At 59.9% G+C, this 24,703-nt stretch carries 20 protein-coding genes and 1 other RNA gene; 20 read left to right on the forward strand and 1 reads right to left on the reverse strand.

The genetic code is table 11. The features are described 5' to 3' along the window. The first annotated feature begins 267 nt into the window (after positions 1 to 267). From rsmI to lpxC, 18 genes are all read left to right on the forward strand, one after another. Positions 268 to 1,137 (forward strand): 16S rRNA (cytidine(1402)-2'-O)-methyltransferase, encoded by an 870-nt coding sequence (gene rsmI / locus P406_RS13760; protein WP_016568902.1) that lies wholly within the window; start codon positions 268 to 270, stop codon positions 1,135 to 1,137. Between the two features lie 85 nt (positions 1,138 to 1,222). Next, positions 1,223 to 1,580, forward strand: an RNA gene (rnpB, locus tag P406_RS26810) — RNase P RNA component class A. Positions 1,581 to 1,887: 307 nt separating this feature from the next. Beyond that, positions 1,888 to 2,343 carry a division/cell wall cluster transcriptional repressor MraZ gene (gene mraZ, locus P406_RS13765; RefSeq protein ID WP_003406034.1) on the forward strand — a complete coding sequence of 152 codons (456 nt, stop codon included), beginning with the start codon at positions 1,888 to 1,890 and terminating at the stop codon, positions 2,341 to 2,343. 2 nt (positions 2,344 to 2,345) lie between these two features. Beyond that, positions 2,346 to 3,287: a 16S rRNA (cytosine(1402)-N(4))-methyltransferase RsmH gene (gene rsmH / locus P406_RS13770; RefSeq protein WP_004411650.1), complete on the forward strand. Its 942-nt coding sequence runs from the start codon at positions 2,346 to 2,348 to the stop codon at positions 3,285 to 3,287. Beyond that, the gene (gene ftsL / locus P406_RS13775) at positions 3,284 to 3,577 is read left to right on the forward strand and encodes a cell division protein FtsL (protein ID WP_002555053.1); all 294 of its coding nucleotides are present in this window, start codon (positions 3,284 to 3,286) and stop codon (positions 3,575 to 3,577) included. Before rsmH ends, ftsL begins: the two co-directional genes overlap by 4 nt. Further along, positions 3,577 to 5,304: a peptidoglycan D,D-transpeptidase FtsI family protein gene (locus tag P406_RS13780; protein ID WP_162234414.1), complete on the forward strand. Its 1,728-nt coding sequence runs from the start codon at positions 3,577 to 3,579 to the stop codon at positions 5,302 to 5,304. The genes ftsL and P406_RS13780 overlap by 1 nt, the downstream gene beginning before the upstream one ends. Continuing rightward, entirely contained in the window at positions 5,304 to 6,767 is a 1,464-nt protein-coding gene (locus P406_RS13785; protein ID WP_046236480.1) for a UDP-N-acetylmuramoyl-L-alanyl-D-glutamate--2,6-diaminopimelate ligase, read from the forward strand. The genes P406_RS13780 and P406_RS13785 overlap by 1 nt, the downstream gene beginning before the upstream one ends. Beyond that, a complete protein-coding gene (locus P406_RS13790) occupies positions 6,760 to 8,130 on the forward strand; it encodes a UDP-N-acetylmuramoyl-tripeptide--D-alanyl-D-alanine ligase (protein ID WP_046236481.1) in 1,371 nt (456 codons plus the stop codon). Before P406_RS13785 ends, P406_RS13790 begins: the two co-directional genes overlap by 8 nt. Next, positions 8,130 to 9,212 (forward strand): phospho-N-acetylmuramoyl-pentapeptide-transferase, encoded by a 1,083-nt coding sequence (gene mraY, locus P406_RS13795; protein ID WP_003313553.1) that lies wholly within the window; start codon positions 8,130 to 8,132, stop codon positions 9,210 to 9,212. Before P406_RS13790 ends, mraY begins: the two co-directional genes overlap by 1 nt. 5 nt (positions 9,213 to 9,217) lie before the next feature. Further along, complete coding sequence (gene murD / locus P406_RS13800) at positions 9,218 to 10,564, forward strand: UDP-N-acetylmuramoyl-L-alanine--D-glutamate ligase (protein ID WP_046236482.1); 1,347 nt, start codon at positions 9,218 to 9,220, stop codon at positions 10,562 to 10,564. Further along, complete coding sequence (gene ftsW / locus P406_RS13805) at positions 10,561 to 11,775, forward strand: putative lipid II flippase FtsW (RefSeq protein ID WP_003313551.1); 1,215 nt, start codon at positions 10,561 to 10,563, stop codon at positions 11,773 to 11,775. Before murD ends, ftsW begins: the two co-directional genes overlap by 4 nt. After that, positions 11,765 to 12,835, forward strand: coding sequence for an undecaprenyldiphospho-muramoylpentapeptide beta-N-acetylglucosaminyltransferase (gene murG / locus P406_RS13810; protein ID WP_003418787.1), 1,071 nt, complete (start codon positions 11,765 to 11,767; stop codon positions 12,833 to 12,835). Before ftsW ends, murG begins: the two co-directional genes overlap by 11 nt. Then, positions 12,828 to 14,288 (forward strand): UDP-N-acetylmuramate--L-alanine ligase, encoded by a 1,461-nt coding sequence (gene murC, locus P406_RS13815; RefSeq protein WP_003424493.1) that lies wholly within the window; start codon positions 12,828 to 12,830, stop codon positions 14,286 to 14,288. The genes murG and murC overlap by 8 nt, the downstream gene beginning before the upstream one ends. Next, complete coding sequence (locus tag P406_RS13820) at positions 14,285 to 15,244, forward strand: D-alanine--D-alanine ligase (RefSeq protein ID WP_046236483.1); 960 nt, start codon at positions 14,285 to 14,287, stop codon at positions 15,242 to 15,244. Before murC ends, P406_RS13820 begins: the two co-directional genes overlap by 4 nt. Positions 15,245 to 15,247: 3 nt before the next feature. Continuing rightward, positions 15,248 to 16,117, forward strand: a complete 870-nt coding sequence (locus P406_RS13825) for a cell division protein FtsQ/DivIB (protein ID WP_003395370.1) — start codon at positions 15,248 to 15,250, stop codon at positions 16,115 to 16,117. Positions 16,118 to 16,131: 14 nt separating this feature from the next. Beyond that, positions 16,132 to 17,388, forward strand: a complete 1,257-nt coding sequence (ftsA, locus tag P406_RS13830; RefSeq protein WP_003364017.1) for a cell division protein FtsA — start codon at positions 16,132 to 16,134, stop codon at positions 17,386 to 17,388. Positions 17,389 to 17,489: 101 nt separating this feature from the next. Then, entirely contained in the window at positions 17,490 to 18,677 is a 1,188-nt protein-coding gene (gene ftsZ, locus P406_RS13835; RefSeq protein ID WP_002555041.1) for a cell division protein FtsZ, read from the forward strand. 112 nt (positions 18,678 to 18,789) lie between these two features. Next, on the forward strand, positions 18,790 to 19,701 hold the full coding sequence (lpxC, locus tag P406_RS13840) for a UDP-3-O-acyl-N-acetylglucosamine deacetylase (protein ID WP_046236484.1): 912 nt from the start codon (positions 18,790 to 18,792) through the stop codon (positions 19,699 to 19,701). Positions 19,702 to 19,817: 116 nt separating this feature from the next. On the opposite strand, the gene P406_RS13845 is transcribed toward lpxC, so the two are convergent. Then, positions 19,818 to 20,273, reverse strand: coding sequence for a DUF721 domain-containing protein (locus tag P406_RS13845; protein ID WP_003313540.1), 456 nt, complete (start codon positions 20,271 to 20,273; stop codon positions 19,818 to 19,820). 305 nt (positions 20,274 to 20,578) lie between these two features. Here P406_RS13845 and secA point away from each other — a divergent pair, with 305 nt between their 5' ends. Continuing rightward, positions 20,579 to 23,320 (forward strand): preprotein translocase subunit SecA, encoded by a 2,742-nt coding sequence (gene secA, locus P406_RS13850; protein ID WP_003418776.1) that lies wholly within the window; start codon positions 20,579 to 20,581, stop codon positions 23,318 to 23,320. A 109-nt stretch (positions 23,321 to 23,429) separates the two neighbouring features. Further along, entirely contained in the window at positions 23,430 to 24,647 is a 1,218-nt protein-coding gene (gene argJ / locus P406_RS13855) for a bifunctional glutamate N-acetyltransferase/amino-acid acetyltransferase ArgJ (RefSeq protein ID WP_046236485.1), read from the forward strand. The last annotated feature ends 56 nt before the right edge of the window (positions 24,648 to 24,703 follow it).

Here is a 24,703-nt window from a genome sequence, read left to right on the forward strand (position 1 = left end):
AAACTCGAGCGAATTAACGGGGGATTGTACCCAAGCGCTGGCCGGGGTGCGATGTCGATGGTATTTAAAGCCGTGATATCAGTCGCGTTAAGGTCATCTGGCGGCCAAATCGTTCAATTGGCGAGGTGCGCCGCGTTTCTGGCTCGGGTCTGAACATGTTTTCATTCCTTTTTTGTCGGCATCCTGAGGCGCGAACCGTTCCGCCGGGCCGCAGCCTGTACAATGCGTTTTTTCCAAGCACCTGTTTTAACCTGCGAGGTTTGCGTTTTGACTGTTCCGGTTGTTTCGAATTCCACTCCGGGTTCGCTTTATGTAGTGGCGACTCCTATCGGCAATCTGGACGACATGAGTGTGCGAGCCTTGAAGGTGTTGCGTGACGTCGCGCTGATTGCGGCTGAAGACACGCGTCATTCCGCACGGCTGATGCAGCACTTCGGCATCTCGACGCCATTGGCTGCCTGCCACGAACATAACGAACGTGATGAGGGTAGTCGTTTCATCACGCGTCTGCTGGCCGGTGATGACGTCGCACTGATTTCCGATGCGGGCACGCCACTGATCTCCGATCCCGGTTATCACCTGGTGCGCCAGGCGCGTGCCGCAGGTGTGCAGGTCGTACCGGTGCCGGGTGCGTGTGCCTTGATTGCGGCTTTGTCTGCGGCCGGGCTGCCGTCGGATCGATTTATTTTCGAGGGTTTTCTTCCTGCCAAGTCTGCGGGTCGCAAGGCCAGGCTCGAGCGTGTCAAAGAAGAACCGCGCACGCTGATCTACTATGAAGCGCCGCACCGCATCCTGGAGTGTCTGCAGGATATGGAACTGGTCTTCGGTGCTGACCGTCAGGCGTTGCTGGCGCGTGAAATAACCAAAACTTTCGAAACCCTCAAGGGTCTGCCTTTAGGTGAGCTGCGGGCATTCGTTGAATCCGACAGTAATCAGCAGCGTGGCGAGTGCGTAGTGCTGGTGGCTGGCTGGACGCCGCCGGATGACGAGGACGTCATTGGTGAGGAGGCTCGTCGGGTGCTGGATCTGTTGCTTGCAGAGATGCCGCTCAAGCGTGCCGCGGCGCTGGCTGCCGAAATAACCGGCGTGCGCAAGAACCTGTTGTATCAGGTGGCGCTGGAGAAGCAGAAGGAGTAGCGGCCTGCTTTTGAAAGGGGTAAGGGGGACACGCATGCTATTAAAGCTTGTTCTTGATGGCGTGTGCCGCTAACCTTGTCGGCGGAGAGTCGATTGGACAGTCGCTGCCTCTTGTTGTTCCGCAACAAGGGGGGGAGGAAAGTCCGGGCTCCATAGGGCGGAGTGCCAGGTAACGCCTGGGAGGCGTGAGCCTACGGAAAGTGCCACAGAAAATAACCGCCTAAGCACTTCGGTGCCGGTAAGGGTGAAAAGGTGCGGTAAGAGCGCACCGCACGTCTGGTAACAGTTCGTGGCAAGGTAAACCCCACTCGGAGCAAGACCAAATAGGGTTCCTAGGCGTGGCCCGCGCTGGAACCGGGTAGGTTGCTAAAGGCGTCCAGTGATGGCCGTCGTAGAGGAATGACTGTTCTCGACAGAACCCGGCTTACAGATCGACTCTCCACCTTTTTTCTTCCCCTTCGTTTCACGCAGCAAAACCCCTCCGTAATACCAAAAAAATCTTACAGCTCATAAATTACATTAACTTCGAGTCGCAACGATTTGAGTAGCGTGGGATTTATCCGTCGGATCCTTCGCAGAATTACCCTTTTATCCCCAATACCTCTCCTAAATCTCCGAAATGTAAGGGTTTTCCTTAAGACCGTGCCTTGACGGTGTGGTGGGCGCGTTCCTATAGTGTGCGCAAGTGGCAGAAAGTGGCACGAAGTGGGTTTTTTTAGCGCAAAAAGCTAATATTCGGAGAATGCGCCTGTGTTCCGTGGTGCCAATGCGATCAATCTCGATGCCAAGGGCCGTCTCGCTATGCCGAGCCGGTACCGTGACGAGTTGGATTCGCGTAGCGCCGGCCAACTTATCGTGACCATTGATGCTGTTGATCCATGCCTTTGCCTTTATCCGCTTTCCGAATGGGAGCTGATAGAAGCAAAACTTCGTGATCTGGCGACGTTTCGTGAAGAGAACCGCCGTCTGCAAAGGCTTCTGATTGGTAATGCTGTCGATCTGGAACTCGACGGGAGTGGGCGTTTTCTGGTACCGCCGCGCCTGCGCGAGTACGCGAAGCTGGATAAGCGCGTAATGCTGGTGGGCCAGCTGAACAAGTTTCAACTGTGGGACGAGGACGCCTGGAATGCTCTTGCTGATGCTGACCTGGCTGCCATTCAAAAACCTGGCGCGATGCCCGACGAATTACGTGATTTGATCCTGTGACTATGAATAGCGGCTTTACCCACATCACCGTGCTGCTCGAAGAAGCCGTGGAGGCTCTCGCGGTGCGCGCCGATGGCTGCTATCTGGACGGCACGTTCGGACGTGGCGGGCATAGTCGTCTGATACTCAGCCAGCTGGGCCCCGATGGTCGGCTTCTGGGATTCGACAAGGACCCTCAAGCGATTGCCACCGGGCAAGCGCTAGCGGCCGAAGACGGCCGCTTTGTCATTGTGCAGCGCAGCTTTGCCGAATTGGGATCCGAGGCTCAGGAACGCGGTTTGGCGGGCAAGGTCAGTGGCATTCTGCTGGATCTGGGTGTGTCGTCCCCGCAGCTGGATGATCCCGAGCGCGGTTTCAGCTTCATGAATGACGGTCCTCTGGACATGCGCATGGACCCTACCCGTGGCGTGAGCGCTGCCGAGTTCATCGCGACTGCCCCGGCTGAAGAAATTGCCCGCGTCTTCAAGGAATACGGCGAAGAGCGGTTTGCCAAGCGCATGGCCAACGCGGTCGTCGCGCGTCGCGAAGTCCAGCCTTTCGAGCGCACAGCCGATTTGGCAGAGGTGCTCAAGGTTGCCAATCCTGCCTGGGAAAAGGGCAAGAATCCTGCAACGCGTGCCTTTCAGGGCCTGCGTATTCACGTAAACAACGAATTGGGCGATCTTGAAGCCGGCCTCGAAGCGGCAATGGATGCGCTGGAAGTGGGTGGCCGTCTGGTCGTCATCAGCTTTCACTCGCTGGAAGATCGCATCGTCAAGCTGTTCATGCGCAAGCTCGCCAAGGGCGAAGCCGACAACATGCCGCGCAATCTGCCGATCCAGTTCAAACCGTTCGAACCGAAAATCAAAATTCACGGCAAGGCTCAATTCGCTTCGGATGTCGAAACAAAAGCAAACCCGCGCTCGCGCAGTGCTGTCATGCGTGTAGCGGAGAAGCTCAGGTGAGCCGTCTGTTTCTGAAACCTCTGCCCGGCGGCAGCTTCATTATGCTGCTGCTGTTCATTGCTGTCCTGATTTCGGCGATTGGCGTTTCCTATAGTGCACATTGGAATCGTCAACTGCTCAACTCGCTGTATTCGGAAATGAGCGTGCGCGACAAGGCGCAGGCAGAGTGGGGTCGGCTGATTCTTGAGCAGAGCACCTGGACTGCACACAGCCGCATCGAGAATCTGGCCACCGAACAACTGAAGATGCGCATCCCGAGCGCAGCCGAAGTACGGATGGTGGCGCCATGATGAAACTCGATGGTGCTCTTTATCCGTGGCGCTTTCGCGTAGTCGTAGGGCTGCTGGTGTCCCTCGTGCTCGCCATTTGCTGGCGCATCGTCGACCTGCAGGTCATCGACCATACCTTTCTCAAGGAGCAGGGCGATGCACGCAGCCTTCGGCATATTCCTATTCCGGCACACCGTGGCCTGATCACCGACCGTAACGGCGAGCCGCTGGCCGTCAGTACGCCGGTGACCACCCTGTGGGCCAACCCGCGTGAAATGCAGCAGGACAAGTCCAAGTGGCCGATGCTGGCCGCCGCGCTGGGTCAGGATCTCAAGGCATTGACCGAGCGCCTGGATTCGCAAGCGAACAAGGAATTCATCTACCTGGTGCGTGGCCTGACGCCAGAGCAGGGCCAGTCGGTCATCGACCTGAAAGTGCCGGGTGTCTATGGCATCGAAGAGTTCCGCCGCTTTTATCCTGCCGGCGATGTTACTGCACACATGGTCGGCTTTACCGACCTTGACGACCATGGCCGGGAAGGCGTCGAGCTGGCGTATGACGACTGGCTCGCCGGTGTGCCCGGCAAGCGTCAGGTCATCAAGGACCGGCGTGGCCGACTGATCAAGGATGTTCAGGTCACCAAGAATGCCAAGGCCGGAAAGACCTTGGCTTTGTCTATTGACCTGCGCCTGCAGTACCTGGCCACCCGTGAACTGCGCAATGCCATCGTCGAGAACGAGGCCAAGGCCGGCAGCATGGTGATCATGGACGTCAAGACCGGTGAGGTGCTGGCGATGGTCAACCAGCCGACCTACAACCCGAACAACCGCCGCACCATGGTGCCTGCCGCCATGCGCAACCGGGCCATCATCGACGTGTTCGAACCCGGTTCGACCATGAAACCGATCTCCATGACTGCGGCGCTGGACAGTGGCCGCTGGAAGCCGACCGACAAGGTCGAGGTTTATCCGGGCACCCTGCAGATCGGCAAATACACGATTCGTGACGTGACCAAGACCGAAGGCCCGATTCTCGATCTGACCGGCATTCTGATCAACTCCAGTAACGTCGGCATGAGCAAGGTCGCGTTCGATGTGGGCGGTGAGGCGATTTTCCGTGCCATGCAGCGCGTCGGGTTCGGTCAGTACACCGGCCTCGGTTTCCCTGGCGAGCGCGTCGGCAACCTGCCCAACTACCGCGAATGGCGCAAGGCCGAAACCGCCACGCTGTCCTATGGCTACGGTCTGTCGGTTACCGCCTTGCAACTGGTGCATGCCTACGGCGCGCTGGCCAACAACGGCCGCATCGTGCCGTTGACCATCCTCAAAACAGATAAAGAGCCGGAATCGACCCAGGCCATTCCGGAGAAAACCGCGAAGACCCTGCAAGGCATGTTGCAGCAGGTTATCGAGGACCCGCGCGGCGTCTATCGCGCCCGTGTGCCGTCCTACCACGTCGCTGGCAAGAGTGGTACGGCGCGCAAGACGTCCATCGGTACCAAGGGCTACGCGGAAAATTCCTATCGCTCGCTGTTTGCCGGTTTCGGCCCGATGAGTAACCCGCGCTACGCCATCGTGGTGGTCATCGACGAGCCGAGCAAGGGTGGTTACTACGGTGGTCTGGTTTCGGCCCCGGTATTCAGCAAGGTCATGTCCGGCACGTTGCGTCTGATGAACGTGACGCCAGACAACCTTGCGCCACCTGAACAAGTCAACGCCGCACCGGCAGCCAAAGGAGGGCGTGGTTGATGGCCTTTAATCTGAGCAAGCTTTTCGCTCACACCGACCGCGATGCGCTGATTCGCGAGTTGACTCTCGACAGCCGCAATGTGCGTCCGGGCGACCTGTTTCTGGCAGTGCCGGGCATCAAGGTCGATGGCCGCGCGCACATCGCCGACGCGCTCAAGCGTGGCGCAGCTGCCGTAGCCTATGAAGTCGAAGGGTCGATCGTTCTGCCGATCACTGACGTGCCGCTGATTCCGGTAAAAGGGCTCGCCGCGCAGTTGTCCGCGATCGCGGGTCGCTTCTATGGCGATTCGAGCCGCAGTCTGAATCTGGTGGGTGTTACCGGCACCAACGGCAAGACCAGCGTGACCCAGTTGGTGGCTCAGGCGCTTGATGCCCTCGGCCAACGCTGCGGGATCGTCGGTACGCTGGGCACCGGTTTCTACGGTTCGCTGCAAAGCGGCCGCCACACCACGCCTGATCCGATTGCCGTGCAGGCAACGCTGACCGACCTGAGACAGGCCGGCGCGCGCGCAGTGGCGATGGAAGTCTCCTCCCACGGTCTTGATCAGGGACGCGCTGCGGCGCTGGCCTTTGATGTGGCGGTGCTGACCAATCTGTCCCGCGACCATCTGGATTATCACGGCACCATGGAGGCCTACGCTGCCGCCAAGGCGAAGCTGTTCGCATGGCCCGATCTGAAATGCCGGGTGATCAACCTGGATGACGATTTCGGCCGTGAACTGGCCGCTGTCAAACAAGAGTCGCGCCTGATCACCTACAGCCAGCTGGACAGCTCTGCCTACCTGTATTGCCGCGATGCGAAGTTCGATGACGATGGCGTGCGTGCCACGTTGGTCACGCCTCAGGGCGAGCACTTCCTGCGCAGCAGCCTGCTGGGCCGTTTCAACCTGAGCAACGTGCTGGCTGCGGTCGGCGCGCTGCTGGGCCTGGATTACGCGCTGGACGAAATTCTCAAGGCGCTGCCGAAACTCGAAGGCCCGGTCGGACGCATGCAGCGTCTGGGTGGTGCCGACAAGCCTCTGGTGGTCGTGGATTACGCGCACACCCCGGACGCGCTGGAAAAAGTACTCGAAGCACTGCGCCCGCACGCCAAGGGCCGCTTGTTGTGCCTTTTCGGCTGCGGCGGTGATCGTGACCGTGGCAAACGTCCGCTGATGGCTGAAGTGGTCGAGCGTCTGGCCGACGGTGTATGGGTCACTGATGACAACCCGCGCTCCGAATCGCCTGTCAGTATTTTTGACGATATACGCCCTGGCTTCGTTGCTGCGGACAAGGTGCGTTTCATCGAAGGTCGCGGTCAGGCCATTGCCGAGCTGATTGCCAGCGCCAATGCCGATGACGTCGTGGTGCTTGCCGGCAAGGGCCACGAGGACTACCAGGAAATCAACGGTCAGCGGCAGCCGTTCTCCGACCTGCAAGAAGCCGCCAGTGCGCTTGCTGTATGGGAGCCTGCGAATGCTTAAGCCAATGACCTTCAGCGAACTGGTTGTGCCTCTCGACGCCCGTCTGGTCGGCGGCGACTGCAGCTTTGCCGGCGTCAGCACCGACAGCCGTGGCATCGAGCCTGGCCAGCTGTTCGTGGCCCTGACCGGCCCGCGTTTCGACGGTCATGAATACCTCGATCAAGTGGCTGCCAAAGGTGCGGTCGGTGCTCTGGTCGAGCGCGAAGTGCAGGGCGCCGCCTTGCCGCAACTGATCGTGCTGGATACCCGCAAGGCACTTGCCCAACTGGGTGCCATGAATCGCAATGCGTTCGTCGACCGGCCGGTTGCTGCGGTCACCGGGTCGAGTGGCAAAACCACGGTCAAGGAAATGCTCGCGAGCATCCTGCGCACGCGCGGGCCTGTGCTCGCGACCCGAGGCAACCTGAACAACGAATTGGGCGTTCCACTGACGCTGCTGGAACTGGCCCCTGAATACACGTCGGCTGTGATCGAACTGGGTGCGTCGCGGGTTGGCGAGATTGCCTACACCGTGAGCCTCGCCAAGCCGCACGTCGCCATGATCACCAACGCCGGCACCGCCCATGTTGGCGAGTTTGGCGGCCCGGACAGAATTGTCGAAGCCAAGGGCGAGATTCTGGAAGGTCTCGACGCGGGTGGTACGGCAGTCTTGAACCTGGAAGACAAGGCGTTCCCGATCTGGCGCAAGCGCGCTGGCAATCGTAATGTCCTGACCTTCGCACTGACCGACTCTGCGGCTGACGTGTACGCCAGCGAGCTTAGCCGTGATGCTCGGGGCTGCCCGGCTTTCACCCTCAACAGCCCGCTCGGCACTGCCCGGGTTCAACTGAACCTGCTCGGCACGCACAATGTGTCCAATGCCCTGGCCGCTGCGGCTGCCGGCTGCGCAATGGGGGTTCCGCTGGAAGGGATTGTCACCGGACTGAACAACGTGCAGCCGGTCAAGGGCCGTGCCGTGGCGCAAATCGCCAGCAACGGCACGCGCGTCATCGATGACACCTACAACGCCAATCCTGCCTCGATCAACGCGGCCGTCGACATCCTCACCGGCTTCACCGGTCGTACCGTACTGGTGCTGGGTGATATCGGCGAGCTGGGCGACTGGGCCGAGCAGGGTCATCGCGAAGTCGGTGCCTATGCCGCTGGCAAGGTGTCGGCGCTGTATGCCGTCGGCCCGCTGATGACTCACGCCGTCAGCGCCTTTGGCGAGCACGCTTACCACTTTGCCAGTCAGGCTGAACTGATTGCGGCGCTGGGCGCCGAGCAGGACCCTGATACCACTTTACTGATCAAGGGCTCGCGTAGCGCTGCGATGGAACACGTCGTGGCTGCCTTGTGCGGTTCTAGCCTGGAGAAACATTAATGCTGCTGCTGTTGGCCGAGTTTTTACAACAGTTCTACAAAGGCTTCGCGGTCTTTCAGTACCTGTCATTGCGCGGGATCCTTGGCGTGCTCACTGCACTGACGCTGTCGCTGTGCCTGGGGCCGTGGATGATCCGCACCCTGCAGATGCGTCAGATCGGTCAGTCGGTGCGTAATGACGGTCCGCAATCGCACCTGTCCAAGTCGGGTACGCCGACCATGGGCGGCGCGTTGATCCTCTCGTCCATTGGTATCAGTACGTTGCTGTGGGCTGACCTGAGCAACCGTTACGTGTGGGTTGTGTTGCTGGTGACCTTCCTGTTCGGCGCCATCGGCTGGGTCGATGACTACCGCAAGGTGATCGAAAAGAATTCGCGTGGCCTGCCGAGCCGCTGGAAGTATTTCTGGCAGTCGGTGTTTGGCCTCTGTGCCGCGATCTTCCTTTATACGACTGCACCGTCGGCGACTGAAACCACGCTGATCGTGCCGATGCTCAAGGATGTGCGCATCCCGCTGGGTATCGGTTTCATCGTGCTGACCTATTTCGTGATTGTCGGCTCCAGCAACGCAGTCAACCTGACTGACGGGCTGGACGGTCTGGCGATCATGCCGACGGTGATGGTGGGCGGTGCCCTGGGCATCTTCTGCTACCTGTCGGGTAACGTGAAATTTGCTGAATACCTGCTGATTCCCTACGTGCCGGGGGCGGGCGAGCTGATTGTGTTCTCAGGCGCGCTGATTGGCGCGGGGCTCGGGTTCCTCTGGTTCAACACGTATCCGGCGCAGGTGTTCATGGGCGACGTCGGTGCGCTGGCGCTCGGCGCGGCGCTGGGCACCATGGCGGTGATCGTTCGTCAGGAAATGGTCCTGTTCATCATGGGCGGCGTGTTCGTGATGGAAACCCTTTCAGTGGTCATTCAGGTTGCGTCTTTCAAACTTACCGGCCGCCGCGTATTCCGCATGGCGCCGATCCACCACCACTTTGAACTCAAAGGCTGGCCCGAGCCACGTGTGATCGTCCGTTTCTGGATCATCACCGTGATTCTGGTGCTCATTGGCCTTGCCACGCTGAAACTGAGGTAGAACGAGTGTCCCTGATCGTTTCCGACCGCTTCCGCATTGTCGTGGGTCTAGGCAAAAGCGGCATGTCCCTGGTTCGCTTCCTGGCGAACCAGGGCGTGTCCTTTGCTGTGGCCGACACGCGGGAGAATCCTCCTGAGCTGGCGACCTTGCGTCGCGACTATCCGCAGGTGGAAGTGCGTTGTGGCGAGCTGGACGTGGATTTCCTCTGCCGTGCCGATGAGCTGTATGTCAGCCCCGGTCTGGCCCTGGCGACCCCGCCCCTGCAGCAGGCGCACGCACGCGGCGTCAAACTGTCGGGCGACATCGAACTGTTCGCGCGTTACGCGAAGGCGCCAGTGATTGCCATTACCGGCTCGAATGCGAAAAGCACCGTGACCACGCTGGTCGGTGAGATGGCCGCTGCCGCTGGAAAGCATGTGGCAGTGGGCGGCAATCTCGGCACTCCGGCGCTGGACCTGCTCAGCGACGATGTCGAGCTGTATGTGATGGAGCTTTCCAGCTTTCAGCTCGAAACCACCGACCAGCTCAATGCTGAAGTGGCGACCGTGCTGAATATCAGCGAAGACCACATGGACCGCTACAGCGGCCTGCCTGCTTACCACCTGGCCAAGCACCGGATTTTCCGTGGCGCGCGGCAAGTGGTGGTCAATCGTCAGGACGCGCTGTCCCGTCCGTTGATTGGCGAAGGCCTGCCGTGCTGGACATTCGGCCTCAACAAGCCCGATTTCCATGGTTTCGGCCTGCGTGAAGAGAAAGGCGAAAAGTACCTGGCTTTCCAGTTTGAAAACCTCATGTCGGTGCGTGAGCTGAAAGTGCGCGGTGCACACAATCAGGCCAACGCGCTCGCCGCCTTGGCGCTCGGGCATGCAGTCGGCCTGCCGTTCGACGCCATGCTTGCCAGCCTGCGTGAATTCACCGGCCTGGAGCATCGCTGCCAGTGGCTGCGCGAGCACGACGGCATTCATTACTACAACGATTCCAAAGCCACCAACGTGGGCGCCGCACTGGCTGCCATCGAAGGGCTGGGCTCGGATATCGACGGCAAGCTGGTGCTGATCGCCGGCGGCGATGGCAAAGGCGCTGACTTCAGCGGTTTGCGTGCGCCAGTCGCCAGGCATTGCCGCGCGGCGGTCTTGCTCGGACGTGATGCCGAACTGATTGCCCAGGCATTGGGCGACGCCGTTCCGCTGCTGCGTGTCGACACCGTCCAGGCGGCTGTCGAGCACAGCGCAAAACTGGCGCAACGTGGCGACGCCGTATTGCTTTCTCCTGCATGCGCCAGTCTGGACATGTTCAAGAATTATGAAGAGCGCGGACGTGTGTTCGCGCAGGCAGTGGAGTGCTTGTCATGATCTTCGGTGTGATCAAGCCTTATCCATCGCCACTGATCAGCGGGCGCGGCATCGACCTGGACTTCCCGATGCTGGTCGGCTGCCTGGCGCTGCTCGGCCTTGGCCTGGTGATGATTACCTCGGCCTCGTCGGAAGTGGCCGCAGTGCAGTCGGGCAACACGCTGTACATGATGACCCGTCACCTGGTTTATCTGCTGATCGGCCTGGGTGCCTGCGGCGTGACCATGATGATCCCGGTCGCCACCTGGCAGCGTCTGGGCTGGATGATGCTGCTTGGCGCGTTCGGCCTGTTGCTGTTGGTGCTGGTGCCGGGGATCGGGCGCGAGGTGAACGGTTCGATGCGCTGGATCGGCTTCGGCGCGTTCAACGTGCAGCCGTCGGAAATCGCCAAGGTGTTTGTGGTGATCTTCCTTGCCGGCTACCTGATTCGTCAGCAGCAGGAAGTTCGCGAAAGCTGGATGGGCTTTTTCAAGCCGTTCATCGTGCTGTTGCCGATGGCCGGTCTGCTGCTCATGGAGCCTGACTTCGGTGCGACCGTGGTAATGATGGGCGCTGCGGCGGCCATGTTGTTCCTCGGTGGTGTCGGCCTGTTCCGCTTCTCGCTGATGGTGGTACTGGCGGTTGCCTCTGTTGTGGTGCTGGTTCAGGCCCAACCTTACCGGATGGCGCGTCTGACCAACTTTACCGACCCGTGGGCCGACCAGTTCGGCTCCGGCTACCAATTGACCCAGGCGCTGATCGCCTTCGGTCGCGGCGAGTGGTTCGGCGTCGGGCTGGGCAACAGCGTGCAGAAGCAGTTCTACCTGCCGGAAGCGCACACCGACTTCGTGTTTTCGGTCCTTGCAGAAGAGCTGGGCGTCGTGGGTTCGCTGATCACCGTCGCGCTGTTCCTGTTCGTCAGTATTCGCGGCATGTACATCGGCATGTGGGCCGAGCGCGCCAAGCAGTTCTTCGGTGCCTACGTGGCCTACGGTCTGTCGTTCCTGTGGATCGGTCAGTTCCTGATCAACATCGGTGTGAACGTCGGTCTGCTGCCCACCAAGGGCCTGACCCTGCCGTTCCTCAGCTACGGCGGCAGCTCGCTGGTGATCTGCTGCGCGAGTCTCGGGCTGCTGCTGCGCATCGAGTGGGAATCGCGCAACAACATGGGCAGTGAAGAAGCCGAGTTCAAGGAAAGCGACTTCGCCGAGGACACGCCCAATGGACGCTAACGTGCTGATCATGGCGGGCGGGACCGGCGGGCATGTATTCCCGGCGCTGGCCTGCGCGCGCGAGTTCCAGGCACGTGGCTACAAGGTCCACTGGCTGGGCACGCCGCGCGGTATTGAAAACGAACTGGTACCGCAGGCCGGTCTGACGCTGCACCTGATCAATGTCACCGGCCTGCGCGGCAAGGGCCGCCTGTCGCTGCTCAAGGCGCCTTTCATGTTGCTCAAGGCCCTGATGCAGGCACGCAAGGTCGTGCGTCAGGTGAAACCGGTCTGCGTGGTCGGCTTTGGTGGCTACGTCACCGGCCCCGGCGGTCTGGCGGCGAAGCTGGCAGGCGTACCGTTGATCATTCACGAGCAGAACGCCGTGGCCGGTACGGCCAACCGCAGTCTGGCGTCGTTTGCCAGCCGGGTATGCGAAGCGTTCCCGAACACCTTTGCGGATTCGTCCAAGCGTCGCACCACCGGCAACCCGGTGCGTGTCGAGCTGTTTCTGGAAACACCGCGTCAGGCACTGGCCGGACGCAAGGCTCGTCTGCTGGTACTGGGCGGCAGCCTGGGCGCGGAGCCGTTGAACAAATTGTTGCCCGAGGCGCTGTCCCAGCTGCCTCAGGACATCCAGCCCGAAGTGTTTCATCAGTCGGGCAAGAATCATGACGCAGTCACCGCCGAGCGCTATCGCAACGTGGGCGTCGAGGCGCAGGTTGCGCCGTTCATCCAGAACATGGCCCAAGCCTATGGCTGGGCCGATCTGGTGGTCTGCCGCGCAGGCGCATTGACCATCAGCGAACTGGCCGCCGCCGGCCTGCCGTCGTTGCTGATACCGCTGCCCCACGCGATTGATGACCATCAGTCACGTAACGCTGACTATCTTGCTCGCGAAGGCGCAGCCTTCGTCATGCCGCAAGCGACAACTGGCGCCGCCGAGATGGCAGCACGCCTGAAAGAGGTTTTGATGCAACCCGAACAATTGAACAGCATGGCCCGCACTGCACGCAGCCTGGCCAGGCCTGATGCAACCAGCACCGTCGTCAACGTCTGTGTGGAGGTGGCCCATGGTTGAGAATCAACGCGCCATGCCACAACCTGAAATGCGCCGTATCCGTCGTATCCACTTCGTCGGTATCGGCGGTGTCGGCATGTGCGGGATTGCCGAGGTACTGTTGAACCTGGGCTACGAAGTGTCGGGCTCCGACCTGAAGGGCTCGGCCGTGACCGAACGCCTGGAATCGTTCGGCGCACAGATTTTCATTGGCCATCGTGCCGAGAACACCATCGGTGCCGACGTGCTGGTAGTGTCCAGTGCCGTCAACACCTCCAACCCGGAAGTGGCCACTGCGCTGGAGCGCCGCATCCCGGTCGTACCGCGTGCCGAGATGCTCGCCGAGCTGATGCGTTATCGCCACGGCATCGCCGTTGCCGGTACGCATGGCAAGACCACCACCACCAGCCTGATCGCTTCGGTATTCGCTGCCGGCGGCCTGGACCCGACCTTCGTGATTGGCGGCCGTCTGAATGCAGCGGGCACCAATGCGCAATTGGGCACCAGCCGTTACCTGATCGCCGAAGCCGATGAAAGCGACGCCAGCTTCCTGCACCTGCAACCTCTGGTCGCAGTGGTCACCAATATCGACGCCGATCACATGGCGACCTACGAAGGCGACTTCAACAAACTGAAGAAGACCTTTGTCGAGTTCCTGCACAACCTGCCGTTCTACGGGCTGGCGGTAATGTGCATCGACGATCCGGTGGTGCGTGAAATTCTGCCGCTGGTCAAGCGTCCGACGCTGACCTATGGCTTCAGCGAGTCTGCCGATATACGTGCAATCAATGTGCGTCAGGACGGCATGCTGACCTTCTTCACCGTACTGCGCCGCGACCGCGAGCCGCTGGATGTGTCGGTGAACATGCCCGGCAATCACAACGTACTCAACTCGCTGGCGACCATCGCCATCGCTACTGACGAGGGCGTCAGCGACGAGGCCATCGTTCAGGGGCTTTCCGGCTTCCAGGGCGTCGGTCGGCGCTTCCAGGTCTACGGCGAGCTGCCGGTCGATGGCGGCAACGTGATGCTGGTCGATGACTACGGTCACCACCCGCGTGAAGTCGCTGCCGTTATCAACGCCGTGCGAGGCGGCTGGCCTGATCGTCGTCTGGTCATGGTCTACCAGCCACACCGTTTCAGCCGCACCCGTGACTTGTACGACGATTTCGTCCAGGTTCTGGCGGACGCCAATGTGCTGCTGCTGATGGAGGTCTACCCGGCCGGTGAAGAACCGATTCCCGGTGCGGACAGCCGTAACCTGTGCCACAGCATTCGTCAGCGTGGCCAACTGGACCCGATCTACATCGAGCGTGGTGTCGAGCTGGCGCCGCTTGTCAAACCGCTGCTGCGCGCGGGCGACATCCTGCTGTGCCAGGGCGCTGGCGACATCGGCGGTCTTGCGCCACAGCTGCTGAAAAGCCCGCTGTTCGCCGGTGCCAAAGTGGCCTCCACCGAAGGGAAGCTGAAATGACAGCCGTCGCCCAGTCCTCCCTGCGCTCGACACTCGAGCCGAAAAGCTTCGGCCGTGTCGCCGTGCTCTTCGGTGGCAAGAGTGCCGAGCGGGCAGTCTCGCTGAACTCGGGTAACGCCGTGCTCAGTGCGTTGCTCGAGGCAGGCGTGGATGCGTTCGGCATTGATGTGGGCGATGACTTCCTGCAGCGACTGGTCAGCGAGAAAATCGACCGCGCCTTTATCGTTCTGCACGGACGTGGCGGTGAAGATGGCACCATGCAAGGCCTGCTGGAGTGCCTGGAAATCCCTTATACCGGCAGTGGCGTACTGGCTTCTGCACTGGCGATGGACAAGTTGCGCACCAAGCAGGTCTGGCAGAGTCTCGGCCTCGCCACACCGCTGCATGCCGTTCTTGAAAACGAGAGTGATTGTATTTGCGCCGCGACGGAACTGGGCTTGCCTTTGATCGTCAAACCGGCCCATGAAGGTTCAAGTATCGGTATGGCAAAGGTGAACAGCGTCGATGAATTGATCGCCGCATGGAAAGCCGCCAGTACCTACGATTCGCAAGTATTAGTCGAACAATGGATTCAGGGACCTGAGTTCACTGTCGCGTCTCTGCGTGGCCAGGTGTTGCCTCCCATCGGCCTGGGCACTCCTCACAGTTTTTATGATTACGATGCCAAGTACCTGGCGTCCGATACTCAGTATCGGATTCCGTGCGGACTTGGCGATGCGCAGGAACAGGAACTCAAACAACTTGCAGCACGTGCTTGCGAAGCCATCGGCATTGCAGGCTGGGCGCGCACGGATGTCATGCAGGACGAACAAGGCAAGTTCTGGTTACTGGAAGTCAATACTGTACCGGGCATGACCGATCACAGTCTGGTGCCTATGGCGGCCCGTGCGGCAGGTCTGGATTTTCAACAACTGGTGTTGGCGATTCTGGCCGACAGCGTTCAGGCGAGGGGTTAAGGCATGTACGGCCCGTCGACACGTCCTCAGCCACCTGCACCCGGCCGCAACAAGCCGGTGCCGCGCGGCGCCAGCCGTATGGTGGCCAAGGAGCCCTTGTCGGCGCGTTTGCCCAAGGCCAACTTCAGTTTTCTGAAGCGTCTGCTCTGGCCTGTGCTGTTGGTGGTTCTGGGCTTCGGTACTTATGAGGCAGCACAGCGTCTGCTGCCGTACGCCGACCGCCCGATTACCCGCATCAACGTGCAGGGCGATTTGAGTTACATCAGCCAGCAGGCTGTGCAGCAGCGGATTGCGCCTTATGTGGCGTCGAGCTTTTTCAAGATCGATCTGGCTGCCATGCGCACCGAGCTTGAGCAGATGCCATGGATCGCGCACGCCGAGGTCCGTCGTGTATGGCCGGATCAGGTAGTGATTCGTCTTGAAGAGCAGTTGCCGGTTGCCCGTTGGGGCGATGAAGCGCTGTTGAATAACCAGGGGCAGGCTTTCACACCGCGTGAACTGTCCAATTACGAACATCTTCCCCAGTTGTTCGGCCCGCAGCGGGCCCAGCAGCAGGTGATGCAGCAGTATCAGGTGTTGAGTCAGATGTTGCGCCCGCTGGGCTTCTCCATCGTGCGCCTGGAACTGCGCGAGCGTGGCAGCTGGTTCCTGACAACAGGTGCCGGTAGTGCTGGCCCGGGTATCGAATTGTTGCTTGGACGCGACCACCTTGTCGAAAAAATGCGCCGCTTCATCGCGATTTACGACAAAACGCTGAAAGACCAAATAACGAATATCGCGCGCGTCGACTTGCGTTACTCCAACGGCCTTGCGGTCGGTTGGCGCGAACAGGCAGCGCCGGCGACGGAAAAACCCGCCGTCGCGAAGAATTGATAAGAGGCAGGACCATGGCAAATGTGCAAAGCGGCAAAATGATCGTCGGGCTGGATATCGGTACCTCCAAGGTGGTGGCACTGGTAGGCGAAGTCGCGGCCGATGGCTCGCTGGAAATCGTGGGTATCGGTACCCATCCCTCCCGCGGCCTGAAAAAGGGCGTGGTGGTGAATATCGAATCGACCGTGCAGTCGATCCAGCGCGCAATCGAAGAAGCGCAACTGATGGCCGGCTGCCGTATCCACTCGGCATTCGTGGGCGTTGCAGGCAGCCACATTCGCAGCCTGAACTCGCACGGCATCGTGGCGATTCGTGATCGCGAAGTCAGCTCTGCGGATCTGGAGCGTGTGCTCGATGCTGCTCAGGCGGTGGCCATTCCTGCCGACCAGCGTGTGCTGCATACCCTGCCTCAGGATTACGTGATCGATAACCAGGAAGGCGTGCGTGAGCCTCTGGGCATGTCCGGCGTACGTCTGGAAGCCAAGGTTCATGTGGTGACCTGTGCGGTGAACGCGGCGCAGAACATCGAAAAGTGCGTACGTCGCTGCGGTCTGGAAGTCGACGACATCATTCTCGAACAACTGGCCTCGGCGTATTCCGTGCTGACCGATGACGAGAAAGAACTGGGTGTATGCCTGGTGGATATCGGTGGCGGCACCACCGACATCGCGATCTTCACCGAAGGCGCCATTCGCCACACGGCGGTCATCCCGATTGCGGGCGACCAGGTGACCAACGACATCGCCATGGCGTTGCGCACTCCGACCCAGTACGCCGAAGAAATCAAGATTCGTTATGCCTGTGCGCTGGCCAAGCTGGCCGGTGCGGGCGAAACCATCAAAGTGCCGAGCGTGGGCGACCGTCCACCTCGCGAGTTGTCGCGTCAGGCCCTGGCAGAAGTGGTAGAGCCTCGTTACGACGAGCTGTTCACCCTGATCCAGGCCGAACTGCGCCGCAGCGGCTACGAAGACCTGATCCCGGCCGGCATCGTGCTGACCGGGGGCACAGCGAAAATGGAAGGTGCGGTCGAACTGGCCGAGGAAATCTTCCACATGCCGGTCCGCCTGGGCGTACCGCACAGCGTCAAAGGGCTGGCTGATGTCGTGCGCAACCCGATCTACTCAACCGGCGTAGGCCTGTTGATGTACGGGCTGCAAAAACAATCGGATGGCATTTCGCTGTCCGGGATTGTCGGCAACAGCAGTTACAGCGACGAAACCAAGGCACCGGTGCTTGAGCGTATCAAACGTTGGGTGCAGGGCAATTTCTAAGTTTCAACGTTCAACGGTTTCACAGCTTCAGATTCAGGGCTTCACCAGCAGTATCGGCAGGCAGTAGGCAAAACTAACTAGAAAGCGGAAGGAGAGAGAAAATGTTCGAACTCGTAGACAACGTCCCGCAAAGCCCGGTTATCAAGGTTATCGGCGTAGGCGGTGGTGGCGGCAACGCTGTCAATCACATGGTCAAGAGCAACATCGAAGGCGTGGAATTCATCTGCGCCAACACCGATGCTCAAGCGCTGAAAAACATCGGCGCGCGGACCATTCTGCAATTGGGCACCGGCGTGACCAAAGGCCTTGGCGCTGGCGCCAACCCTGAAGTCGGTCGTCAGGCCGCACTGGAAGATCGTGAGCGCATTGCAGAAGTTCTGCAGGGCACCAACATGGTTTTCATCACCACTGGCATGGGCGGCGGTACCGGTACCGGTGCAGCACCGATCATTGCTGAAGTGGCCAAGGAAATGGGCATTCTGACGGTCGCAGTCGTGACCCGTCCGTTCCCGTTCGAAGGTCGCAAGCGTATGCAGATCGCCGATGAAGGCATCCGCATGCTGTCCGAAAGCGTCGACTCGTTGATCACCATTCCCAACGAGAAGCTGCTGACCATCCTCGGTAAAGACGCCAGCCTGCTGTCGGCTTTCGCCAAGGCTGACGATGTACTGGCCGGTGCCGTTCGCGGTATCTCCGACATCATCAAGCGTCCGGGCATGATCAACGTCGACTTCGCCGACGTGCGTACCGTGATGAGCGAAATGGGCATGGCGATGATGGGCACTGGCTGCGCCAGCGGTCCTAACCGTGCACGTGAAGCGACCGAAGCGGCGATCCGCAACCCGTTGCTCGAAGACGTCAACCTGCAGGGCGCTCGCGGCATCCTGGTCAACATCACTGCCGGTCCTGACCTGTCTCTGGGTGAGTACTCGGACGTGGGTAGCATCATCGAAGCGTTCGCTTCCGAGCACGCGATGGTCAAGGTCGGTACCGTTATCGATCCGGACATGCGTGACGAGTTGCACGTGACCGTGGTTGCCACCGGCCTGGGCGCGAAAATCGAGAAACCTGTCAAGGTCATCGACAACACGCTGCAGACCACCCAGCAGGCTCCTGCCCAGCAGGCGTCCCGCCAGGAAGCACCGTCGGTCAACTACCGTGACCTGGATCGTCCTACCGTGATGCGCAACCAGGCACACGCAGGCGCTACAGCCGCGGCGAAGATGAATCCTAACGATGATCTTGATTACCTGGACATCCCGGCTTTCCTGCGTCGTCAGGCCGATTGATGAAATGTATCAGGGGTATTAGGGTGATTGGTGTTCAGCAAAGGCATGGTCTGCTATCATCGCCAGCCTTTGTTGATACCAGTTCGCAACTTGCGCTGAAGCGGCCCATGCCATGATAAAACAACGCACCCTGAAAAATATTATCCGTGCCACAGGTGTAGGCCTGCACTCCGGGGAGAAGGTTTACCTGACCCTCAAGCCCGCACCTGTGAATACCGGCATTGTGTTTTGCCGAGCTGACCTTGATCCCGTCGTGCAGATCCCTGCGCGTGCGGAAAACGTCGGTGACACCACTCTGTCGACCACTCTGGTCAATGGTGATGTCAAAGTCGACACGGTAGAACACTTGCTCTCGGCCATGGCTGGCCTTGGCATCGATAACGCCTACGTCGAGCTCTCTGCCTCCGAAGTTCCTATCATGGACGGCAGCGCAGGCCCTTTCGTATTCCTGATTCAATCGGCAGGCCTGGAAGAACAGGACGAGCCGAAGAAATTCATCCGTATCCTGCGTGAAGTCACAGTGGAGGAGGGCGGTAAACGCGCTACTTTCGTGCCTTTCGAAGGGTTCAAGGTCAGTTTCGAGATCGATTTCGATCACCCCGTCTTCCGTGACCGCACCCAGAGTGCAAGCGTGGACTTTTCCAGTACTTCCTTCGTGAAGGAAGTCAGCCGTGCCCGGACCTTCGGGTTCATGAGTGATATCGAGTACCTGCGCAAGCACAACCTCGCACTCGGCGGCAGCGTGGAAAACGCCATCGTGGTCGACAAGGACGGTGTACTGAACGAAGACGGCCTGCGGTACGAGGACGAATTCGTCAAACACAAAATCCTCGACGCCATCGGTGACCTCTACCTGCTGGGCAACAGCCTGATTGGTGAGTTCCGGGGTTTCAAATCGGGGCATGCACTGAACAACCGTCTGCTGCGCACGTTGATCGACCAGAAAGACGCTTGGGAAGTGGTGACTTTCGAGGATGCCAGTACGGCACCTATTTCTTACATGCGTCCTGTCGCGGCGGTGTAAGCAAGCTTTACTCTCTTTCCTTTTGTTCTTTAAAGGCTGCCCTCGGGTGGCCTTTTTTTATGGGCTTTTTCAGGGAAAGTCAGTGCTCGCGGAGGGCGTGCAGCGATCAGACACGGCTACTTCCTGTCCTTCGCATGGCTGGCCAGCCGTTCCAGTGCGGCGCGCAAGCGCGGATCGGTGATGCCTTCAGCGGTGGCCTGAATGTTTTCGGCAGCCACTGCCGACAGGTCGATCGTGTGCGTGGCGGCTCCGCGGGGCGCTTCAGGCGGCTGCACCTTGAACACAATGCGCGTCAGGTTGATGAATTCGTCGAAGGCCATCATTTGCCGGTGGAGGCGTTTCTGCTGGTAGCGCAGGCGCGTGGCCCAATGACCATCCGTCACGATCAGCAACAAGGTACCTTCGCGCCACGAGGCCACGCGACAATGCTCGCGGGCCGCAGGCTGCAGCTGGCTTTCGAGCAGGCGCTGCAAGTGGCTCAATCGCTCGGCGTGGCGAAATATAGCCTTCAGGGGCTTGGCTTCACGCAGCAAAACCGCGGGCGGGCGGGCGTTCAGAGGACGAAAGGCCATGGAGGGATGCCTGGGTAACAAGATGAACATCTTAACAGAAAGCGTTCTGACGGCTGCTTTTCAGGGCATTTCCGTGCTTTCATATGCAAATCAATGAGTAACTTCCCCGGCTAACGGGTTGAAGTGCTTGAAAATGGCCCCATTGTAAACCTGCCCCGTCACAGCGCTGTGCCAGCATCGTGGAATAACGCCACTTTCCTCACCATCGTTTCCGGGTAGAATGCTCGTTCGCATGCGGCCATATGGGCTGCACGGGCGACTCACGGGGCCGCCCTCCATTCCTATGTGTGGAAGATCCTGTCGATATGTTTGCGCCTTTGTTGAAAAAACTTTTTGGAAGCAAGAACGAGCGTGAAGTAAAACGCATGCTCAAGACGGTACAGATCGTCAATGCCTTCGAAGAGCAAATGGTGGCCCTTTCGGACGAGCAACTGCGCGCCAAGACCGAAGAGTTCAAGGCCCGCATAGCCAAAGGCGAGACCCTCGATCAATTGCTTCCGGAAGCCTTTGCTGTCGCTCGTGAAGCGGGCAAGCGCGTCATGGGCATGCGCCACTTCGACGTTCAGTTGATCGGCGGCATGACCCTGCACGAAGGTCAGATCGCGGAAATGCGCACCGGTGAAGGTAAAACCCTGGTCGGTACGCTGGCTGTCTACCTCAACGCATTGTCCGGCAAGGGCGTTCACGTCGTTACCGTGAACGACTACCTCGCGCGCCGCGATGCCAACTGGATGCGTCCGCTGTACGAATTCCTCGGCCTGACCGTAGGCATCGTCACGCCATTCCAGCCGCCAGAAGAGAAGCGCGCCGCCTACGCTGCCGATATCACGTACGGCACCAACAACGAATACGGTTTCGATTACCTGCGCGACAACATGGCGTTCAGCATGGACGACAAGTTCCAGCGTGAACTCAATTTTGCCGTGATCGACGAAGTCGACTCGATTCTGATCGACGAAGCGCGTACGCCGCTGATCATCTCCGGCCAGGCTGAAGACAGTTCCAAGCTGTACACCGAAATCAACCGCCTGATCCCCAAGCTCGAGCAGCATATCGAGGAAGTGGAAGGCGAAGTCACCAAGCCGGGTCATTTCACCGTTGACGAGAAAACCCGTCAGGTCGAGCTGAACGAAGCCGGTCACCAGTTCATCGAGGAAATGCTCACCGAAGTCGGCCTGCTGGCCGAAGGCGAGAGCCTCTACTCGGCGCATAACCTGGGCCTGCTGACCCACGTCTATGCCGGTCTGCGTGCGCACAAGCTGTTCAATCGCAACGTCGAATACATCGTTTCGGACGGTCAAGTGCTGCTGGTCGACGAACACACCGGCCGTACCATGCCGGGCCGTCGTCTGTCCGAAGGTCTGCACCAGGCCATCGAAGCCAAGGAAGGTCTGAACATCCAGGCTGAAAGCCAGACCCTGGCATCGACCACGTTCCAGAACTACTTCCGTCTGTACAACAAGCTGTCCGGTATGACCGGTACGGCCGACACCGAAGCGTTCGAATTCCACCAGATCTACAACCTGGCCGTCATGGTCATCCCGCCGAACAAGCCTTTGGCGCGTAAGGACTTCAACGACCTGGTCTACCTGACGGCGGAAGAGAAGTACGCCGCCATCGTCACCGACATCAAGGCCTGCATCGCGGAAAACCGTCCGGTGCTGGTGGGTACGGCGACCATCGAAACCTCCGAGCACATGTCCAGTCTGCTCAACAAGGAAGGTATCGAGCACAAGGTTCTGAACGCCAAGTTCCACGAAAAGGAAGCGGAAATCATTGCGCAGGCCGGTCGTCCGGGTGCGCTGACCATCGCCACCAACATGGCTGGTCGTGGTACCGACATCCTGCTGGGCGGCAACTGGGAGGTCGAGGTCGCCAATCTGGAAGACCCGACTCCCGAGCAGATCGCACAGATCAAGGCTGACTGGCAGAAGCGCCATCAGCAGGTGATCGAAGCGGGCGGCCTGCACGTCATCGCCTCCGAGCGTCACGAATCGCGTCGTATCGACAACCAGCTGCGCGGTCGTGCCGGCCGTCAGGGCGACACCGGCTCCAGCCGTTTCTACCTGTCGCTCGAAGACAGCCTGATGCGCATCTTTGCCTCTGACCGGGTGAAGAACTTCATGAAGGCGCTGGGCATGCAGTCCGGTGAGGCCATCGAGCATCGCATGGTGACCAACGCCATCGAAAAAGCGCAGCGCAAGGTGGAAGGTCGCAACTTCGACATCCGCAAGCAGTTGCTGGAATTCGATGACGTGGCCAACGAACAGCGTAAAGTGATTTATCACATGCGTAACACGTTGCTGGCCGCCGAGAACATTGGCGAGACCATTGCCGACTTCCGCGAGGAAGTGCTCAACAACCTGATCATCCAGCACATTCCGCCACAGTCCCTGCCGGAGCAGTGGAATGTTGCTGGCCTGGAATCGGCGCTCAATACCGACTTCGCGGTGCAAATGCCGATCCAGCAGTGGCTCGACGAAGACGACAACCTGCACGAAGACAGCCTGCGCGAAAAAATCATGGCGCAGTTGCTGGTGGCGTACAACGAGAAGGAAGACCAGGCCAGCGCCGAAGCTCTGCGCTCCTTCGAGAAGCAGATCCTCCTGCGCGTGCTGGACGACCTGTGGAAAGATCACCTGTCGACCATGGACCACCTGCGTCACGGTATCCACCTGCGCGGCTACGCTCAGAAGAACCCGAAGCAGGAATACAAGCGCGAGTCCTTCACGCTGTTCCAGGAACTGCTCGACTCGATCAAGCGCGACACCATCCGTGTGCTCTCGCATGTTCAGGTTCGCCGCGAAGATCCAGAGGAAGAAGAAGCACGCCTGCGTCAGGACGCCGAAGAGCTGGCCAGTCGCATGCAGTTCGAACACGCGCCTGCACCGGGCATCGAGCAACCGCTGCTCGACGAAGAGGGTGGCGAAGCGCCTGTTGCCGTTGCATCCGAGCCGGTTCGCAACGACCAGAAACTGGGCCGTAACGAACTGTGCTGGTGTGGTTCGGGCAAGAAATTCAAGCACTGTCACGGCCAGATCAACTAAGCCTTTGACTTTGTAATACCTGCGCCGCGACCGGCTTGCCCGTCGCGGCGTTTTTTCATTGATTGCCGTACCGATGCGGACGGCGCCACACTCCATGAGGAGCACCCCGATGGCTGTTGGTCTTGGTCCTTTGCCTGCGTTGTACCCGGTTCCCGGTTTTGAACTTGGCATTTCTTCTGCCGGCATCAAACGCCCGGGGCGCAAGGATGTTGTGGTCATGCGCTGTGCCGAAGGCTCCAGCGTGGCCGGCGTATTCACCTTGAATGCGTTCTGCGCAGCGCCGGTCATTCTGGCCAAACAGCGTGTCCAGGGCACCGTGCGTTATTTGCTGACCAACACCGGCAATGCCAATGCGGGTACAGGCGAATCAGGTCTTGTGGCGGCGCGGCGGACCTGCGAGAAGCTGGCGCAACTGACCGGCGTCGATGCTTCGGCGGTGCTGCCCTACTCGACGGGCGTGATCGGCGAGCCGTTGCCGGTGGAAAAGATCGAAGGCGCCCTGCAAGCCGCGCTGGATGATCTGTCTGTGGATAACTGGGCCGCTGCGGCGACCGGGATCATGACCACCGACACCCTGCCCAAAGGCGCCAGCCGTCAGTTCAGCCATGACGGCGTGACCGTCACGGTGACCGGCATCAGCAAGGGTGCAGGCATGATTCGCCCGAACATGGCGACCATGCTCGGTTACATCGCCACCGACGCCAAAGTGGCGCAGAGCGTGCTTCAGGACCTGATTCGTGACGGCGCCAACAAGTCGTTCAACCGCATCACTATCGATGGCGACACCTCGACCAACGATTGCTGCATGCTGGTCGCCACCGGTCAGGCTGATCTGCCGGAAATTACCGAGGCCAAAGGTCCGTTGTTCGAGGCGTTGAAGAAAGCCGTGTTCGATGTGTGCATGGAAGTCGCTCAGGCCATCGTGCGTGACGGTGAAGGTGCGACCAAGTTCGTGACCGTTGAAGTCAACGGTGGCGGCAATCATCAGGAATGCCTGGACGTCGGTTATGCCGTGGCCCACTCGCCGCTGATCAAGACCGCGCTGTTCGCCTCCGACCCGAACTGGGGACGCATCCTGGCGGCTGTCGGCCGTGCCGGTGTGCCGGATCTGGACGTGAGCAAGATCGACGTATTCCTCGGTGGCGTGTGCATCGCCAGTCAGGGCTGCCGCGCCACTACCTACACCGAAGAGCAGGGCTCGGCGGTAATGGCCGAAGAAGAGATCACCATCCGTATCGAGCTGGGTCGCGGCGATTGCAGCGAAACGATCTGGACCACCGATCTTTCTCACGAGTACGTGAAGATCAACGCGGAATATCGCACCTGATTCAATGCCCGGCGCGCCGGCATCCTGTCTTCGCGCCGGGCTCAATGGAGCTGAAC

Source organism: Pseudomonas syringae pv. coryli str. NCPPB 4273, from assembly GCF_000972175.1.
GTDB classification, from domain to species: domain Bacteria; phylum Pseudomonadota; class Gammaproteobacteria; order Pseudomonadales; family Pseudomonadaceae; genus Aquipseudomonas; species Aquipseudomonas syringae.

Bases quoted from the DNA above. Each gene is read 5' to 3' on its own strand.
- rsmH (WP_004411650.1), top strand. From the start codon at position 2,346: ATGAATAGCGGCTTTACCCACATCACCGTGCTGCTCGAAGAAGCCGTG.
- P406_RS13780 (WP_162234414.1), top strand. From the start codon at position 3,577: ATGAAACTCGATGGTGCTCTTTATCCGTGGCGCTTTCGCGTAGTCGTA.
- P406_RS13785 (WP_046236480.1), top strand. From the start codon at position 5,304: ATGGCCTTTAATCTGAGCAAGCTTTTCGCTCACACCGACCGCGATGCG.
- P406_RS13790 (WP_046236481.1), top strand. From the start codon at position 6,760: ATGCTTAAGCCAATGACCTTCAGCGAACTGGTTGTGCCTCTCGACGCC.
- mraY (WP_003313553.1), top strand. From the start codon at position 8,130: ATGCTGCTGCTGTTGGCCGAGTTTTTACAACAGTTCTACAAAGGCTTC.
- ftsW (WP_003313551.1), top strand. From the start codon at position 10,561: ATGATCTTCGGTGTGATCAAGCCTTATCCATCGCCACTGATCAGCGGG.
- murG (WP_003418787.1), top strand. From the start codon at position 11,765: ATGGACGCTAACGTGCTGATCATGGCGGGCGGGACCGGCGGGCATGTA.
- murC (WP_003424493.1), top strand. From the start codon at position 12,828: ATGGTTGAGAATCAACGCGCCATGCCACAACCTGAAATGCGCCGTATC.
- P406_RS13820 (WP_046236483.1), top strand. From the start codon at position 14,285: ATGACAGCCGTCGCCCAGTCCTCCCTGCGCTCGACACTCGAGCCGAAA.
- P406_RS13825 (WP_003395370.1), top strand. From the start codon at position 15,248: ATGTACGGCCCGTCGACACGTCCTCAGCCACCTGCACCCGGCCGCAAC.
- ftsA (WP_003364017.1), top strand. From the start codon at position 16,132: ATGGCAAATGTGCAAAGCGGCAAAATGATCGTCGGGCTGGATATCGGT.
- ftsZ (WP_002555041.1), top strand. From the start codon at position 17,490: ATGTTCGAACTCGTAGACAACGTCCCGCAAAGCCCGGTTATCAAGGTT.
- lpxC (WP_046236484.1), top strand. From the start codon at position 18,790: ATGATAAAACAACGCACCCTGAAAAATATTATCCGTGCCACAGGTGTA.
- P406_RS13845 (WP_003313540.1), bottom strand. From the start codon at position 20,273: ATGGCCTTTCGTCCTCTGAACGCCCGCCCGCCCGCGGTTTTGCTGCGT.
- secA (WP_003418776.1), top strand. From the start codon at position 20,579: ATGTTTGCGCCTTTGTTGAAAAAACTTTTTGGAAGCAAGAACGAGCGT.
- argJ (WP_046236485.1), top strand. From the start codon at position 23,430: ATGGCTGTTGGTCTTGGTCCTTTGCCTGCGTTGTACCCGGTTCCCGGT.